Genomic DNA, 14,558 nt, shown 5'->3' with positions numbered 1-14,558 from the left:
TTGATCTTGCGTGCGCCGCAAAGAAGGAATGGTAGTGTACGGCGGGATTCACCCGAGAGGGTGAATCCTGATTTACGACTGACATGCAAATTTGCAGTGTCTGACAAAACCGTAGCGAGCGGAAGGAAGAGGTGGCCTGCGATGCTCACCGTACTCTAGTACGGTGAGCATCGCAGGCCGCCTATACCGACGCGCAGTAGGTTTGGTCAGACACCACTAATCAGCGGTACTGGCCATCGTTTCTGCATTATGGTGCCTTTGCTGCTCTTCCATCACCATCTCGCCCAGCATGCGCTTGAGGCGATTGAACTCCGGGTCGCTCGGGTCGCGCGGGCGAGGCAGGTCGATGGCCACGTCGCGCTTGATGGTGCCGGGACGGTAGGTCATGACGATGGTGCGGTCGGCCAGGTAGATCGATTCCTCGATCGAGTGCGTGACGAAGACGATGGTGGTGCCGAAGACTTTCCAGATTTTCAGCAATTCATCTTGCAGGTTGCGCCGCGTCAAGGCGTCCAGTGCGCCAAACGGTTCATCCATCAGCATGATGGGCGAATCGAGGGCCAGCACGCGGGCAATGGCCACGCGCTGGCGCATGCCGCCGGACAAGTCTTTCGGGTAGCGGGCACGGAATTCCGTCAAACCCAGCATGCTCAGCAGCATGTCGACACGTTCCTTGATTTCGGCCGGCGTCTTGCCGGCGATTTCCAGGCCGAAGGCGATATTGCTCTCGATGGTCATCCATGGGAATAGCGCGTATTCCTGGAACACCATGCCGCGGTCGGGACCGGGCTCGGTGATCAGCTTGCCGCCGGCCAGGATCTGGCCGGAAGTCGGCTGCGAGAAGCCGGCGATGGCATTGAGCAGGGTCGACTTGCCGCAGCCCGATGGCCCCAGCAGGCAGATGAACTCGCCGCTGGCAATTTCCAGGTTGATGTCCTTGAGGGCGATGACGTCGGCGCCGCCCGTGGTGAAGATTTTATTGACTGCATTGATATTGATCGTGGTCATGGCCGTTCCTCTCAGTGTTCCAGGCCGCGGTGCCACTGCAGCAAATGATTATTCAGGGCATTCATGGCCATATCGATGGCCAGGCCGAACAGGCCGATGGTAAACATGCCGGCGATAATTTTGTCAGACCAGAAATACTCGCGCGCTTCCAGGATGCGGAAGCCCAGGCCGCTGTTGACGGCGATCATTTCCGCCACGATCACGACGATAAAGGCCGTGCCCATGCCGATGCGCGCGCCGGCCAAAATATACGGCGTGGCCGCTGGCAGGATGACGCGGCGGAACATCGTCATCTGGCTGGCGCCCAGGTTGCGCGCGGCGCGGATATAGATGCCGTCGACCTGGCGCACGCCGGCGATGGTATTCATCAGCACGGGGAAGAAGGAACCGATGCTGATCAGGAAGAAGGCGGGCGGATTGCCCAGGCCGAACCACAAAATCGCCAGCGGGATGTAGGCGATGGGCGGAATCGGGCGCAGCACCTGCACCAGCGGGTCGAACAGTTTATAGATGGTCTTGTTGGTGCCCATCAGCAAGCCCAGCGGCAAGGCCAGGCCGGCGCCGATGGCGAAGCCGCCCAGCACGCGCGAGAGGCTGGCCCACGCGTCGTGCGGCAGTTCGCCGGAGAACATCCACACCAGGTAGTTGCCCGCTTCCGGCGTGTACGCTTGCATGGGAATCAGGTATTCATACCACTTCACCAGTACGGCCACGGGCGAGGGCAGGATTTGCGGATTGATCCAGCCAAACGTGGACAGTGCTTGCCAGAACAGCAACACGACCACGGGCACGATGGCACCGTGCGCGAAGCGTTTCATCATTTGAATATTCATCGTGACACTTTCAGATTAGCGTGGTCGTGTTTAGCGTGCTACGTAGGACTTCTTGGCTTTTTCCAGCAAGTCCAGCTTGACCCAATCCTGGGCGGCAGGCGCCTTGGCCATGCGGCCCACGCCAAATTTCACCATGTAGTCGGTGGTCAGCTGCACGTGGCTTTGCGTGATGTCTTCCGTGAAGATGGCGTTGTCGATGGCATCGCGGTAATCCTCGGACGTGATCTGGTTCTTGAACATCGATTCGCGCACGTATTTTTCCGCCAGTTTCGGGTCGGCCAGGAAGGCGCGGGTGGCGGCGACGAAGCAATCCATGAAGCGCTGGGCCACGGCCGGCTTTTCCTTGTACATCTTTTCCGTCATCACGAGGGCGCGCACGGGCTCGCCCAACGGCGTGTCATACGGCTTGATGATGGCCGCACCGTATTTCTTGTGGATTGCCTGGGTCGAGTACGGCTCGGACTGGCTCATGACGTCGATATCCTTGGTCAGCAGCGCCTGGTTCAGGTCCGGGTAGCCCATGTACAGGATTTGCACGTCCTTGCCCGGCTTGTCGGACCAGGTCAGCTTGGCCTTGGTGAGTTCGGCAAACAGCAGGATTTCCTGTGGGCCGCCGCGCGTGACGCCGACTTTCTTGCCTTTCAGATCGGCAATGCCCTTGATGTTCAGGTCGGGACGCCCGACGATTTGCACGCCGCCCTTGGCGAAGCCGCCCACCAGGTACACGGGCAAGCCCGTGGCGCGGCCCGTGATGGCCGCTTCCAGCGCGCTGGCGGACACGTCGATTTCGCCGGCGATCATGGCTGGCACGATGTCGAGGCCCTTGGCGAAGATGCGTTCTTCGATCTTCAGGTCGTATTTGGGCGCGATTTCCTTCATGTAGGCGACGGCGCCGTAATGGGCAAATTTCAGGTTGCCCAGGCGTACCAGGTCGGCCGCGTGGACGGCCAGCGGGAATTGTGCGGCCAGTGCGACGGCCACGGCCAGTGCCTTGGTGTTCAGTAAGGACGAGATGCGGAAGGTGATTGCCATGCTGTTGTCTCCAAAAAGTAGATGGTTTTTATATAGTGGGTCAGGCTGCCGCTCTGGTGGCGGTTATGAAAATATAAAAGCATCTTCCGTGCCAGTGGAGCGCATTTTGGCGTTTATTGCAAGTGATTGTTTATAAAGGTTTAATTTGATTTTGTTGAAAGTGGGAAATATGGATATTCCGTCTTTCCGCACGGCGAGGGTAAAGCTCGTGCGGAATGCCGCATTCTTGGCGGGTGGATTTCATGCTGGCCGGTGCTGCGCCTGCCGTGGAACCTTCATGGCGTGACCGACTCCAATCGTAAAAAAACGCGTTGCAAACAGGCTGGCAACGCGTAACTCCCCCGAGGAGTAGGGGCGGCGCCGCGCGGGCGCCTGCGGGATCGCCGTCTGGCGGTCCTCGTCTGACTTATTTTGGCGTGGTGGCGGGCGGCAGTGCTGGCGCGGTGGCCGGATCGGTCAGCGGCGCGGGCGGTGTCACGTGGCCGGGACCCGTCTCCGGCATGGCCGGGGGCACGGGAGCAGGCATCACTTGTGGGGCGGAGGTGGGGTTAGGCGCCGTTTCGGGTAGCGGCGCTTCTGCCGGTTTTTTACAGGCGGACAGGGTGACGAGCAAGGCGGCGGCCAACAGGGCAGGTATTTTCATGATGTTTCCTTTGCAAGAGTCGAAGGTTCGCGATGCGGGCGGCGGCGCCGCGCGCGAAGCTTAAATTTATTGCAAGATTGTCGACGCATCTGTTCGCTACTTCACCATGAACGCAGAAATGTCACCGTGTTTAGATGCTGTATGGAAATAATTCAGTAGGGAAATATTTTTCACTTTCTTGCTTCTAATGTTCGTTAACGCACAGACCAAGGAAGAGCAGGGTGGCATTCTGTGCCCAGACGCTCAGGATTCGTGGTGTTCTGGTATAAAAATTGCCAAGAACTTAACAATCCGGGCTACCGGCAATCGTTTAAAAGGAGTATTCAAATGCATGCAATGACTCAGTCTCACGTGAAGAGCGAATTAAAGGCAGCGCACCAGGAACTTCGTAGCCCCGAAAAAGGCTCGCAAATGGTAGAACGCGCAGCACCCATCCCCCCGGAGCGCATGAATCCCATTTCCATGGCACCGATAGAGCGCGTGCGTTCGACGTCGGCCACCCTGCGCCGCATCGAAAACATGCAAAAACTGATCGGCGAACTGTCGCTGCACGAGATGCTGGCCGATGAAATCGCCTGGTTCCTCAAGTTTTCGCCATCGGGTGCCCGCAAATACATCCGCGACCTGCGCGAAGCGGGCGTGATCGAACTGGCCCGCTACATCGAAGGCACCGCCACTTATCTGGGCAAGGCAGTGTACCAGCTGACGCCAGATCCAGAGCGCGTGCGTGCTTTCCTGGCCGCTATCGTCCAGCCAAAACGCGAAGGCGCGCCACCGCGCAAGGATCGTCCCGGCCTGCGCGAGCAAAGCATGGCTGGCAGCGGCCGCCACTTCCACATCCTGGCCGATGACACACATTACGCCATCCGCGTCAACCGCGGTCCCGTGACGCGCGATCCATTGGTTGCCGCCCTGTTTGGTGCGCCTCAGCAGAAGGCTGCAGAGTAAACAATATTGCGCCTGACTGGCCGCGCGGCGGCTGGCGGGCCTGATGCTTGTCGTGTGCATTATCGGAAGCATGTTGAAAGCCGGGTTAAGCCCCGGCTTTTGGCGTTGGACCAGGCCCTTTGATCTTGGCGGATTGAAAAGAAGTTAATCAACCCCATGTGGGCTGGACTGCCCGCCCGTCCCGATGCGGGTTCATTCGAAGGAGCTTGTCCTTGTCTGCCTACGCCGTTTTCCTTGGTCTCATTTCCCTCCTTGTCCTGAAGCGGGCCGTCGCATGAATCCGCTGCTATGGATCGTCCTCGTCACGGCCGCCATCGTCTTTTCGCTGTGGTTCCCCCGCTGGCGTTTGAGGCGTGCCCTGGCCAGGCCCTTGCCGCCCGAAGGCCTGGCCGTGCTGGAAAAGAATATTCCCGTGTATGCGCACATGCCGGCGCCGCTGCAGGAACAATTGCGCCGTCTCGTCGTGCAATTCCTGTACCAGAAGAAATTCGTCGGCTGCAGCGGCCTGGAGATCACCGATGAGATGCGCTACACCATCGCCGGCCAGGCCTGCCTGCTGCTGCTGAATCGTCAGACGCAGGTGTATCCTGAACTCGATACCATTCTTGTGTATCCCACGGAATTCATTGTCACGCGCAATGAAGTGGGGCCGGGCGGCGTGGTGACGCCATCGGCGAATGGTTTATTGGGCGAATCCTGGGGCGATGGCCGCGTGGTGCTGGCCTGGGACCACGTGCAGCGCGGGGCCGCCGACTGGACTGATGGCCACAATGTGGTGCTGCATGAATTCGCCCACCAGCTCGACAGTGAATCGGGCGCCGCGAATGGCGCGCCTTACCTGCCCAGCGTGTCCAGCTACCGCAGCTGGGCCACGGTGCTGTCGCGCGACTTCGACAATCTGCGCCACGACGCCATGGTTCAGCAGCAAAGCGTGATGGACCATTACGGCGCCACCAATCCCGCCGAATTCTTTGCCGTGGCCACGGAAACCTTTTTTGAAAAGCCCTACCAGATGGCCGAGCACCATGCAGAGCTGTATGCGCAATTTTTGCAATACTACAAGGTCGACCCGCGCGACTGGATGGCGCCGCCCGTGGAAGCCGAGCACATGGCTTCGCCATTTCCCAACTTTGCCCAGCATTGGTAGCCGGCCTGCATTTCAGCCCAGCAGCCGCTGTTTCAGCGCCGGATAGCTGCTGCGCGACACGGGGATGCCCGTGCTGGTCTGCGTGTCGAGCGCGTATTTTCCGCCCGCGGCGATCTGCAGCCGCTTGAAACCCAGGCTGTTGACGATGTAGGAGCGGTGCACGCGCAGGAAGTGGGGCGGCAGCAAGGCCATGAGCTTGTCGATAGGCAAGTCGTGAAAGCAGTGCTCGCCGCTGCGCAGCACGATATTGCTGTAGTGGCCATCGGCTTGCACGTGGTCGATGTCTGCCATGGCGATCCATTCCAGCGCGCCCCGTTTCTTGACGGCCAGCGAGGCCGCTTCCGTGTGCCGCCCGGTATAACGTTGCAGCGCCTTGTGCAGGCGCTCGCGGCTGAAAGGCTTGGCGACGAAGTCGAGTACGCCGAAATCGAACGCGGTGATAGAGCGTTCCGCGTGGGCCGAGACGATGATGGTCTGGAACGGGGCTTTTTGGACCTGGCGCAGCAAGTCGTAGCCGTCCGCGCCGTGCAGGTGCAAGTCCAGCAGCAACAAGTCATAGTCATGCTGCCGCAAGGCGGCCAGCGCCTGTTCCACATTGTCATGTAGCGCCAGCGCCGCCAGGCGTGCGCCGAAATGCGCGCGCACCTCGCGTTCCAGGCCTTGCGCGATCAGCGGTTCATCTTCCAGTATCAAGACATGCATGGTGTCACCGGCAAGGTGAAGGTGAGGCGCCAGCCTGCTGGCTGTTGTTTGCTGGCATATCCGCTGGCAAATTCGCTGGCATAGCTTGCGGCATCGCCGAAGACGGCATGCAGGCTGGCGCGGATGTACTGTTCACCCACGCCGCTGCCCGCATGCGGGCGCGCCTCGCCTTCGGGCAAGATCAGGGTAAGTACTTGCGTCTGCGCAAGCCTGGCAATGTGCAGGACAAACAGGGCACCCTGGCGGTAGCGGTTGTGGCTGAACGCATTTTCCAGCGCCGTCAGCAGCATGGCGGGCGGCACGGTGATGCCCGCCGCCTCGCCATCGAACTGCAAACGGCACGGCTGCTGCAGCCGCGTGCCCATGATGCTCAGGTAATTCTCGCACAGGGCCAATTCCTGCGTCAGGGCAATGCTGGGCTGCTGGGCAAACTCGTTGAGCATGCGCAACTCGGCGCCCAGCGCCTCGATGAAGGTTTCGGCCGCCTGCGGCGATTGCGCATTGAGTTCGCTGATCAGGCTGAGGGAATTCATCAGGAAATGCGGTTGCATGCTTTTGCGCAAGAGCTGGTTTTCCAGTTGCTGGGCGCGCGCCGCCTTGCTACGTTCGTGCAATAGCTGTGCCAGCAATTGTGCGCACAGGGGCAGCAGCAAAAAGCACACGACGAGGGCGAAGCCGCCTTCGGCAAACTGGCTGCCCGTCAACAGGAACAGGGCGCACGAGGCCAGCGCGATCAGCGCGCCGCCGCGGCTGCCCGGCAGGCGGCGCCACAGGGCAAGCAGGTTGAGCGCCAGGCTCGCTGCCAGGCCCGTCAGAAACATCAGCCAGCAGCGCGCGTCGAAATGCGCGGGCAGCGCGCCGGCCAGCGCGATGCATGCCAGCAGCACTGCCGCCGCCAGGGGCCAGCGGGGCAGGCGCCAGGCCGTATAAAAATACAGGGGCAGCAAGGCGGAAAACAGCCAGGTCAGGGCGCTGACGGCATACAGGCGCGGCAAGTGCCACGGATAGGCATAGCCGGTCAAGCTGCGCCAGATCTCCACCACCAGCAGCAGCGCCGCCACCAGGCACAGCGCGGAAAACATGGACCAGTGCCGTTGCCGCTGGTACAGCACCGTCAAGGCCAGGAAGAGCAGGGCGACGGCGCCCAGCGCCCCGGCCAGCAGCAGCGGCGGCAGCCGGTACCAGGCCAGCCCCGCGCGGTAGTCTTGCCGGTCGACCAGGTACAGCGCATAAAATGGCGACGCCAGGTGCGCCGGCACCTGCTGCGTCGATAACAGCAGGCGCAGGTGGTGCTTGCCGGCGGTCAGCTGCTGTGGCGTCAGGTGGATGGCGAAATCGATGTCACCCGCACGTTCCCCGCTGGCCTGACGGGCCGGTTGGCCATTGCTGCCGATCAATACGCCATCCAGCCACAGCTCGCTGGAAGTCAGCGCGGACAGTACCAGCAGCTGCGTCGACGATGGCGTGGCGGCCAGGGTGACGTCGCGCTCGACGCACAGCAGCTGGCCCGGCCGGACCAGCTGCTGCAGTGAGGCGGCTGGCGCAGATGGTGTGTTGCCGCAAGTGCGCCAGCCTTCGTCCAGCCATAGCGGCTGCATGGCGCAGGCAAAGGTGGGCAAGGCCAGGCAGCAAGCGAGGCAGTACCGCAGCAGGTAGTGGAAGTAAGAGGGCATGGCGGGCATTGTAGCTGCTCATTTGCGACCCCTTTGCAACATTTTCATCAACTTCGGTGCCGTTCGTGCGGGGCAAGTGCATTTCGTGCACCGCCCGCCAAAAATGTGTAAAAGACACTTACCATGCATCAGCGCCGCGTGGTGGACGCGGCCCTCACCAGGAATGATTGACTATGCAAAGCAGCAAACATTACGGTTTCGCCGGCGCACTGGCGCTATTGTGCGGCGTGGCGCAGGCCGCTTCCGAACCTGCCCCCGCTCTGGCCGCGCGCCTGGCGGACTTCGACGGCTGGGCGGCCCAGCGCATGGCCACGCAGCGCTTGCCGGGCGTGACCGTCGGTTTCAGCCAGGGCGACGTGGAATGGGTGAAGGGTTACGGCTATGCCGACCTGGAAAACCGCGTGCCGGCCACGGCCCGCTCCAGCTACCGGCTGGCGTCCGTCACCAAGCCCATGACGGCGGTAGCCATTCTGCAACTGGTCGAACAGGGCAAGGTCGACCTGGATGCGCCCGTGCAAACCTATGTGCCGTACTTCCCCGTCAAACCGTTCCCCGTGACGGTGCGCCAGCTGCTGGGCCACCTGGGCGGCATCGATGCCTACCGCAATAGCCAGGTGGAACAGCATTTCAAGGAGCACAAGGATACGCGCCAGTCCATCGCCGTCTTCGAGCAGTTCGACCTGATCGCCGAACCGGGCACGCGCTTCCGCTACACCAGCTATGGCTACAACTTGCTGGGCGCCGTCATCGAGGGCGCCTCGGGCGAAAGCTATGGCGGCTACATGCGGCGCCATGTGTGGGGGCCGCTGGGCATGGATGCCACCGTGCTGGATGACCCGGACGCCGTGATCGCCCATCGCGTGCGCGGCTACCGGCTGGCCGGCAAGGAGTTGAAGAATTCCGAATTCGTCGACATCAGCAGCCGCTTTTCGGCCGGCGGCACACGCGCAAGCGTGCCCGACATGCTGGCGTTCGGCAGGGGTGTCCATGCAGGCAAGATACTGTCGGCGGCCAGCGTGGCCGCCATGGTGCAGCCGATGGCCACGCGCGCCGGCCGCTTGACGAACTATGGCATGGGCTGGGAAATCTTCCCCACGGGTGGGCGCTACGCCATCGCCCACAGCGGCCAGCAGCCGGAAACCGTCACCTATCTGTACAGTTTTCCCTCGCGCAAGCTCACCATTGCCGTCGCCGCCAATCTTGAACGCGTCAATCCCGAGGCCTTCGTGCAGCGCCTGTTCGAGGTGGTCACGGGCGAGCCGTGGCAGCTGAAAACGTATATCGCCGATGCGGGCGCGCAGCGCGCTTACCAGGTGGCGCAGGGCCTGTTCGAGGAGGGCAGGGCGCACGCCGAGCGCACGCATGAACCTTATGCCGATGCGGCCGCCACGCGCCTAGCCTTTACGCAAATCAACGGGCAAGCGCTGGCGCCGGACGCCACGGTGGCGCGCCCCTTCATCGAGGCGGCCCGCCATCCCGCCGGCGGAAGAGTCTTCCTGGCGGCCGGCGCCAGCATGGCCGAGGCGCTGCGCCAGTCGGGCATTGACCTGGACACCTACTCGCGCGGTGGCGCGCTGGCGTTTGCGCGCGACTATGTCCTGTTGTCACGAAGCAAAGCGGCCGGCACCTTGCCCCGTTTTGACCCCGCCTTCGAGCAAGCCATGGTGGCCCTGGCCGCCAGTTGGGACAGCACGTCCGCCATCGCCTGGCCGGCCGCACCTGCACCCGCCTCCGCCTCCATCGCCGCAATCGACAGGCAGCTGCGTGCGGCCTTCCACGGCCAGCGAGCCTATCCCGATTTCGTGCCCGAGCTGCAAGAACTGGCGCAAGCGTCGGCCGGGCGCGGCGAGGCGGAATCGGCGCTGGCGGCCAGCCGCCTGGCAGTGGAGCTGTATCCGCTCAGCGATCGCGCACATGCGCTGCAGGGCTTGACCTTGCTGGGCGCCGGCAAGCGGGAACCGGCCCTTGCCGCCCTGCGCCTGGCGCTGGCCCGCGATCCGCTGGGTGCGGCCAGTCCGGCGGCGCTGAACCTGGAAGCTTACCGCTTGAAAGGCAGCGGCGCCGTGGCACAAGGCATGGCCGTGCTGCAGGCGGCCGCCAGCCTGCATCCGCGCGATGCGAATCTGCAGGACAGCCTGGCCGAGTTTTATGTCGAGCAAGGCTTGCGCCCGCAGGCGGTAGCAGCGTATCGCCAGGCGCTGCAGCTCGATCCCCGCTATCCGGGCGCTGTGGGCGCCAGGGCGGCAATCATTCGCCTCGGTGGCGAGACGAAGGCGCTGGCGCCTTAGATGAATTCTGCATAAACATGGGTGAAAAGATTCCTTTTTGGAAATAAGCGCGCCGCGGTCTAATGGCGGCATTCGTTATCCACCAGAGGAATTCCATGCAGACCCGTCTTCACTTCGCCGCGCTTCTTTTCACCTCCATCGCCTTCACGCAAGTGGCGCAAGCGGACCAGCTGGCCGCCATCAAGGCGAAGGGCGAGCTGGTCTGCGGCACCCTGGGAACGGACGAGCCGAACAGTTTCATCGACGCCAAGTCGCGCCAGCTGGTCGGCTATGAAGTGGACCTGTGCCGCGCCATCGCCCAGGGCCTCGGCGTCAAACCGGTGATCAAGCAGCTGGCCGTGGCTGCCCGCATCCCCGAATTGCAGCAGGGTCGCATCGATATCCTGACAGCGTCCCTGACGCACAACAAGGAACGTGAAGCCTTGATCGACTTTTCCCTCTCCACGTTTTACACGGGCCAGCGCGTGCTGGTCAAAAAAAGCAGCAATATCACGACGGTCGCTGGCCTGGCCGGCAAGAAAGTGCTGACCGTCAAGGGCGGCACGCAGGAACCGAATATCCGCAAGGCCGTGCCCGGCGTGGACGTGGTGACGTTCGAGACGGCGGGCCAGGCCTATCTGGGCTTGCAGCAAGGCAAGGGCGTCGGCTATGTCGACGATGAAGTCTCGCTGCTGAATAATTACGCCAAGCTGGGCGCCGCGCAAAAGGATTATCTTGTGCTGCCGCAAAACATCAGTCAGGAAGTGTTTGCCTTCGGCATCCGCAAGGGCGAGACGGGCGTGAAAACAGCCGTCGACCAGGTGCTGCGCGGGCTGGAAAAATCGGGCGAGGCAGAAAAACTGTTTTTCAAATGGTATGGCCCGACCAGCAATGTGAAATTTCAAAAACGCACATTCAAGATCGAATCGGACAAGATCGACGCCTGAACCTCGCCTGACTCTTCCGCATGTTTGATCTGAACTTTTTGCTGTCCGGCGACTACCGCGACTGGCTGGTTTCCGGCTTGCTGCTGTCATTGCACCTGATGGGCATCACCTTGCTGCTGGCCCTGCCGCTGGCGTGCGGTGTCGCCATGCTGCGCCTCGCCCCGTCGCGCCTGCTCAATGCCCTGGGCGCCGCGTATGTCGAGCTGATCCGCAACGTGCCCTTGCTGGCGCACTTCCTGTTCTGGTACTTCGGCGCACCAGAACTGCTGCCCGACACGTGGAAGGAGCGCTTGTATGCCGGCAATATCGAAGCCGTCAGCGCCGTCACTGCCCTGACTTTATACACGGCCGCCTACATGGCGGAAGACATCCGCAGCGGTATCCGCGCCATTCCTGTCCAGCAATTCGAGGCGGGCCGGGCGCTGGGTTTCAGTTTTCTCGCCACCATGCGCCTGTGCATCGTGCCGCAGGCGCTGCGCCTGGCCGCGCCACCGCTGCTGTCGCAAACCCTGAACCTGTGGCAAAACACCAGCATTGCCACCGTCATCGGCGTGGCCGAGCTGATGTACCAGACGCAGCGCGTGGAAGCGGCCTCGTTCCGCAGCGTCGAGGCGTTCGTCTTCGCCAGCGTGGCTTACCTGCTCGTCTCTCTGGTGATCGCCGGCCTGGCAGCCTTGCTGCAAAGGAAGGTGTCCTGATGCTGGAACTGTTGCAGGACTACTGGCTGTATTTTCTCGTGGGACGCTATCCCGAGGGGCCGCTGGGCGGTTTGGCGCTGACGGTGCTGCTGGCCAGCCTGGCGCTGGTGCTCAGCTTGCCCTTCGGCCTGCTGCTGGGGCTGGCGCGCCTGAGTCCCTGGCAATTGTTGCGCTGGCCTGTCGCCGCGCTGATCCACGTGGTGCGGGGCATCCCCTTGCTGCTGGTGATCTTCTGGGCATATTTCTTCCTGCCCAGCATCACCGGCCACGAAAGCGGGCAGTTCGGCACCATGCTGGCGGCCCTCGTCATCTTCGACGGTATTTACCTGGCCGAGATCGTGCGCGCCGGCGTGCAAGCCGTGCCCAAGGGGCAGGTGGAGGCGGCCCGTTCGCTGGGCTTGAACTACTGGGACAGCATGCGCTCGGTGGTGTTGCCGCAGGCGCTGCGCCACATGCTGCCGTCCTTGGTGAACCAGTTCGTCTCGACGATCAAGGAAACGTCGCTCGGTACCATCATCGGCCTGGCCGAAGTGTCGTTCATCGCCTCGCAAGTCAATGGCCTGGTGCTGACGAAACCCGTGCAAGTGTATTTCCTGCTCGGCATGACGTATTTTGTTTTGTGTTTCAGCCTGTCGCGCGCCGCCTTCTGGCTCGAGCGGCGCCAGGCGCGACTCCTGAAAGCGGCTGCATGATTAGCTTTGACAACGTCAATAAATACTATGGCGACTATCACGCCTTGAGCGGCATCAATGAACACGTCGCCAAGGGCGAAGTACTGGTCGTGTGCGGCCCGTCCGGTTCCGGCAAGTCGACCCTGATCCGCACCATCAACCGCCTGGAGGCGATCGCCTCGGGCCGCATCACGGTGGCGGGCCAGGACATTTACGCTCCAGGGCTGGACGTGAATGCCCTGCGTTCGCACATCGGTTTTGTGTTTCAGCAATTCAACCTGTTTCCCCATTTATCGGTGCTGGACAATTGCGCGCTGGCGCCGCAGCGCTTGCGCGGCCTCAGCCGGCGCGAAGCGCAAGAGCGGGCGCTGGCCCTGCTGGAACGGGTGGGGCTGGCGCACAAGGCGCACGCCATGCCGGCTGCCCTGTCGGGCGGGCAGCAGCAGCGGGTGGCCATCGCCCGCGCGCTGGCCATGCAGCCGCCGCTGATGCTGTTCGACGAACCGACCAGCGCGCTGGACCCGGAAATGGTGGGCGAGGTGCTGCAAGTGATGCGCGACCTGGCGCAGGGCGGCATGACGATGGTATGCGTCACGCACGAGATGGGTTTCGCGCGCGAGGTGGCGGACCGCATCTGGTTCATGGATCACGGGCAAGTGCTGGAGCGGGCCACGCCCGAAGAGTTCTTTGCGCGGCCGCAACATGCGCGCGCCCAACAGTTCCTGTCCGATATCCGCAGCCCGTTCAGCGTGTCCGCATGATCGGCTGTGTGCGCAAGCGAACGGTATTTCGCGGTCGGTGAGCGCACTCTAGAAGAGTGGCGCATGGTGCGCCCGCAGCCGACCAGGAGGGCCGTATCATGTCACGCATCATTGCAGGTCATTTTCAGTTGCAGGAGCAGATAGACGCCGCGCGCGCCGCCCTGAACCAGGCGGGCTTTCCCGATAGCCGCATCAGCGCCTTCTTCGTCAACCAGCCGGGCCAGCACGACTTGCACGCGTTTGGCGGCGACCGCGACGTGTCGCCTGGGGCCAAAGAGACGCCGGAGGGCGTGGTCGAAGGCGTGGCCGTCGGGGCCGCCGTGGGCGCGGGCATCGGCGCGGCCGCCACCCTGGCGACGGGGCCGCTGGGCCCGGTGGTGGGAGCGCTGGTGGGCGCCCACGTGGGCTCGCTCTACAGTTTCAATAAAATGAAGGAGGCGGGCGAATCCGAGAAGCATGGCGACAAGAACGGCGAAAACCGCCGCCAGCCACGCCATCCGGGCATGCTGATTGCCGTGGCACTGGGCGGCCTCGACGAGCGCGAACGGGCGCTCGAGGTGATGCACCGGCTGGGCGCCGAGCATATCGAGGAAGCGGAAGGCACGATTGCCAATGGCGACTGGTACGACTTTGATCCGCTCAGCATTCCCGTGCTGGTGGCGTGAGCCTGCGCACCAGCCGTGCAATATGCTTAAATGCCGCGCCGTACGAATTTTAGGTATGATCCTTGTTAGTATTGGTAATCAATGCCGACAGGGATAGTTTCCGCGCGCCCGTAGTGACACTGGACCAAGGTGACTGCCTGTAGTACTTGCCTCGCATGCTAACGAGTATGAATAGGAGGTCGCGTCATGACACAGGCATGGTTCATTCTGACACGGGCCGATGGGCGCGACATCTGCGCGCCCTCGCCGGCACAGCTGGCCGATGCGCTGGCCGAAGTCTACCGCGGCGGCGTCACGCCGGACGGTAGTCCGGCCGCTGTCTTGTTACGCTTTGGCTACGACGACGGCTTGATGTATCAGGTCGAGGTCGCTAGCGGAGGCGAAGTTACTTTCGAGGAATGGTCGGACCGCGATTGCGAAATCGCCCTGGCCAGTCCGCGCCATATGTCAGCCCTGCCGCAGGACGCCGCTCTGCAGCTGTGGCAGTGGCTGACGCAGCGCCAGGTGGCGAAGATCCGCAGCCAGCCCTGGCAGGGCGGTTAGCCCTGCCGTCTCTCCCAAGG

15 protein-coding genes are annotated in these 14,558 nt (G+C 62.6%); 9 read left to right on the top strand and 6 right to left on the bottom strand.

The genetic code is table 11. From position 1 onward, the window contains the following. Positions 1 to 216: 216 nt before the first annotated feature. The 4 genes from ACQ4WZ_RS14425 to ACQ4WZ_RS14410 all read right to left on the bottom strand — a co-directional run bounded on the left by ACQ4WZ_RS14425 (position 217) and on the right by ACQ4WZ_RS14410 (position 3,516). Positions 217 to 1,008: an ABC transporter ATP-binding protein gene (locus tag ACQ4WZ_RS14425; RefSeq protein WP_034786306.1), complete on the bottom strand. Its 792-nt coding sequence runs from the start codon at positions 1,006 to 1,008 to the stop codon at positions 217 to 219. Between the two features lie 11 nt (positions 1,009 to 1,019). Further along, on the bottom strand, positions 1,020 to 1,829 hold the full coding sequence (locus ACQ4WZ_RS14420) for an ABC transporter permease (protein ID WP_373917182.1): 810 nt from the start codon (positions 1,827 to 1,829) through the stop codon (positions 1,020 to 1,022). A 42-nt stretch (positions 1,830 to 1,871) separates the two neighbouring features. After that, positions 1,872 to 2,873: an ABC transporter substrate-binding protein gene (locus tag ACQ4WZ_RS14415; protein WP_436573737.1), complete on the bottom strand. Its 1,002-nt coding sequence runs from the start codon at positions 2,871 to 2,873 to the stop codon at positions 1,872 to 1,874. Between the two features lie 406 nt (positions 2,874 to 3,279). Further along, on the bottom strand, positions 3,280 to 3,516 hold the full coding sequence (locus ACQ4WZ_RS14410; protein ID WP_436573736.1) for a hypothetical protein: 237 nt from the start codon (positions 3,514 to 3,516) through the stop codon (positions 3,280 to 3,282). Between the two features lie 447 nt (positions 3,517 to 3,963). Between ACQ4WZ_RS14410 and ACQ4WZ_RS14405 the strand changes: the two genes are divergently transcribed. Together ACQ4WZ_RS14405 and ACQ4WZ_RS14400 are read left to right on the top strand one after the other, a co-directional pair. Then, positions 3,964 to 4,464 (top strand): winged helix-turn-helix domain-containing protein, encoded by a 501-nt coding sequence (locus ACQ4WZ_RS14405; RefSeq protein WP_010396453.1) that lies wholly within the window; start codon positions 3,964 to 3,966, stop codon positions 4,462 to 4,464. Positions 4,465 to 4,738: 274 nt separating this feature from the next. Continuing rightward, a complete protein-coding gene (locus ACQ4WZ_RS14400) occupies positions 4,739 to 5,611 on the top strand; it encodes a M90 family metallopeptidase (RefSeq protein WP_436573735.1) in 873 nt (290 codons plus the stop codon). 12 nt (positions 5,612 to 5,623) lie between these two features. Here the strand turns inward: ACQ4WZ_RS14400 and ACQ4WZ_RS14395 are convergent, their stop codons facing one another. Both ACQ4WZ_RS14395 and ACQ4WZ_RS14390 read right to left on the bottom strand, forming a co-directional pair. Then, positions 5,624 to 6,313, bottom strand: a complete 690-nt coding sequence (locus ACQ4WZ_RS14395) for a LytR/AlgR family response regulator transcription factor (RefSeq protein ID WP_436573734.1) — start codon at positions 6,311 to 6,313, stop codon at positions 5,624 to 5,626. Further along, positions 6,301 to 7,995, bottom strand: a complete 1,695-nt coding sequence (locus ACQ4WZ_RS14390) for a histidine kinase (RefSeq protein ID WP_436573733.1) — start codon at positions 7,993 to 7,995, stop codon at positions 6,301 to 6,303. The genes ACQ4WZ_RS14395 and ACQ4WZ_RS14390 overlap by 13 nt, the downstream gene beginning before the upstream one ends. A gap of 164 nt (positions 7,996 to 8,159) precedes the next feature. On the opposite strand from ACQ4WZ_RS14390, the gene ACQ4WZ_RS14385 reads away from it, so the two are divergent. The 7 genes from ACQ4WZ_RS14385 to ACQ4WZ_RS14355 all read left to right on the top strand — a co-directional run bounded on the left by ACQ4WZ_RS14385 (position 8,160) and on the right by ACQ4WZ_RS14355 (position 14,538). Next, positions 8,160 to 10,274 carry a serine hydrolase domain-containing protein gene (locus tag ACQ4WZ_RS14385; RefSeq protein ID WP_436573732.1) on the top strand — a complete coding sequence of 705 codons (2,115 nt, stop codon included), beginning with the start codon at positions 8,160 to 8,162 and terminating at the stop codon, positions 10,272 to 10,274. Between the two features lie 95 nt (positions 10,275 to 10,369). Next, positions 10,370 to 11,200, top strand: a complete 831-nt coding sequence (locus ACQ4WZ_RS14380; protein ID WP_101480380.1) for a transporter substrate-binding domain-containing protein — start codon at positions 10,370 to 10,372, stop codon at positions 11,198 to 11,200. A gap of 20 nt (positions 11,201 to 11,220) precedes the next feature. After that, entirely contained in the window at positions 11,221 to 11,898 is a 678-nt protein-coding gene (locus tag ACQ4WZ_RS14375) for an amino acid ABC transporter permease (protein ID WP_101480381.1), read from the top strand. Beyond that, complete coding sequence (locus ACQ4WZ_RS14370; protein WP_436573731.1) at positions 11,898 to 12,590, top strand: amino acid ABC transporter permease; 693 nt, start codon at positions 11,898 to 11,900, stop codon at positions 12,588 to 12,590. The genes ACQ4WZ_RS14375 and ACQ4WZ_RS14370 overlap by 1 nt, the downstream gene beginning before the upstream one ends. Continuing rightward, a complete protein-coding gene (locus tag ACQ4WZ_RS14365) occupies positions 12,587 to 13,330 on the top strand; it encodes an amino acid ABC transporter ATP-binding protein (protein WP_436573730.1) in 744 nt (247 codons plus the stop codon). The genes ACQ4WZ_RS14370 and ACQ4WZ_RS14365 overlap by 4 nt, the downstream gene beginning before the upstream one ends. 98 nt (positions 13,331 to 13,428) lie before the next feature. After that, a complete protein-coding gene (locus ACQ4WZ_RS14360) occupies positions 13,429 to 13,995 on the top strand; it encodes a glycine zipper domain-containing protein (protein WP_101480384.1) in 567 nt (188 codons plus the stop codon). Positions 13,996 to 14,181: 186 nt separating this feature from the next. After that, a complete protein-coding gene (locus tag ACQ4WZ_RS14355) occupies positions 14,182 to 14,538 on the top strand; it encodes a hypothetical protein (protein WP_101480385.1) in 357 nt (118 codons plus the stop codon). Positions 14,539 to 14,558: the final 20 nt, after the last annotated feature.

Source organism: Janthinobacterium darwini (genome assembly GCF_051380905.1).
Classification (GTDB): Bacteria; Pseudomonadota; Gammaproteobacteria; order Burkholderiales; family Burkholderiaceae_D; genus Janthinobacterium.
This window is presented reverse-complemented; position numbering and strand designations above follow the sequence as displayed.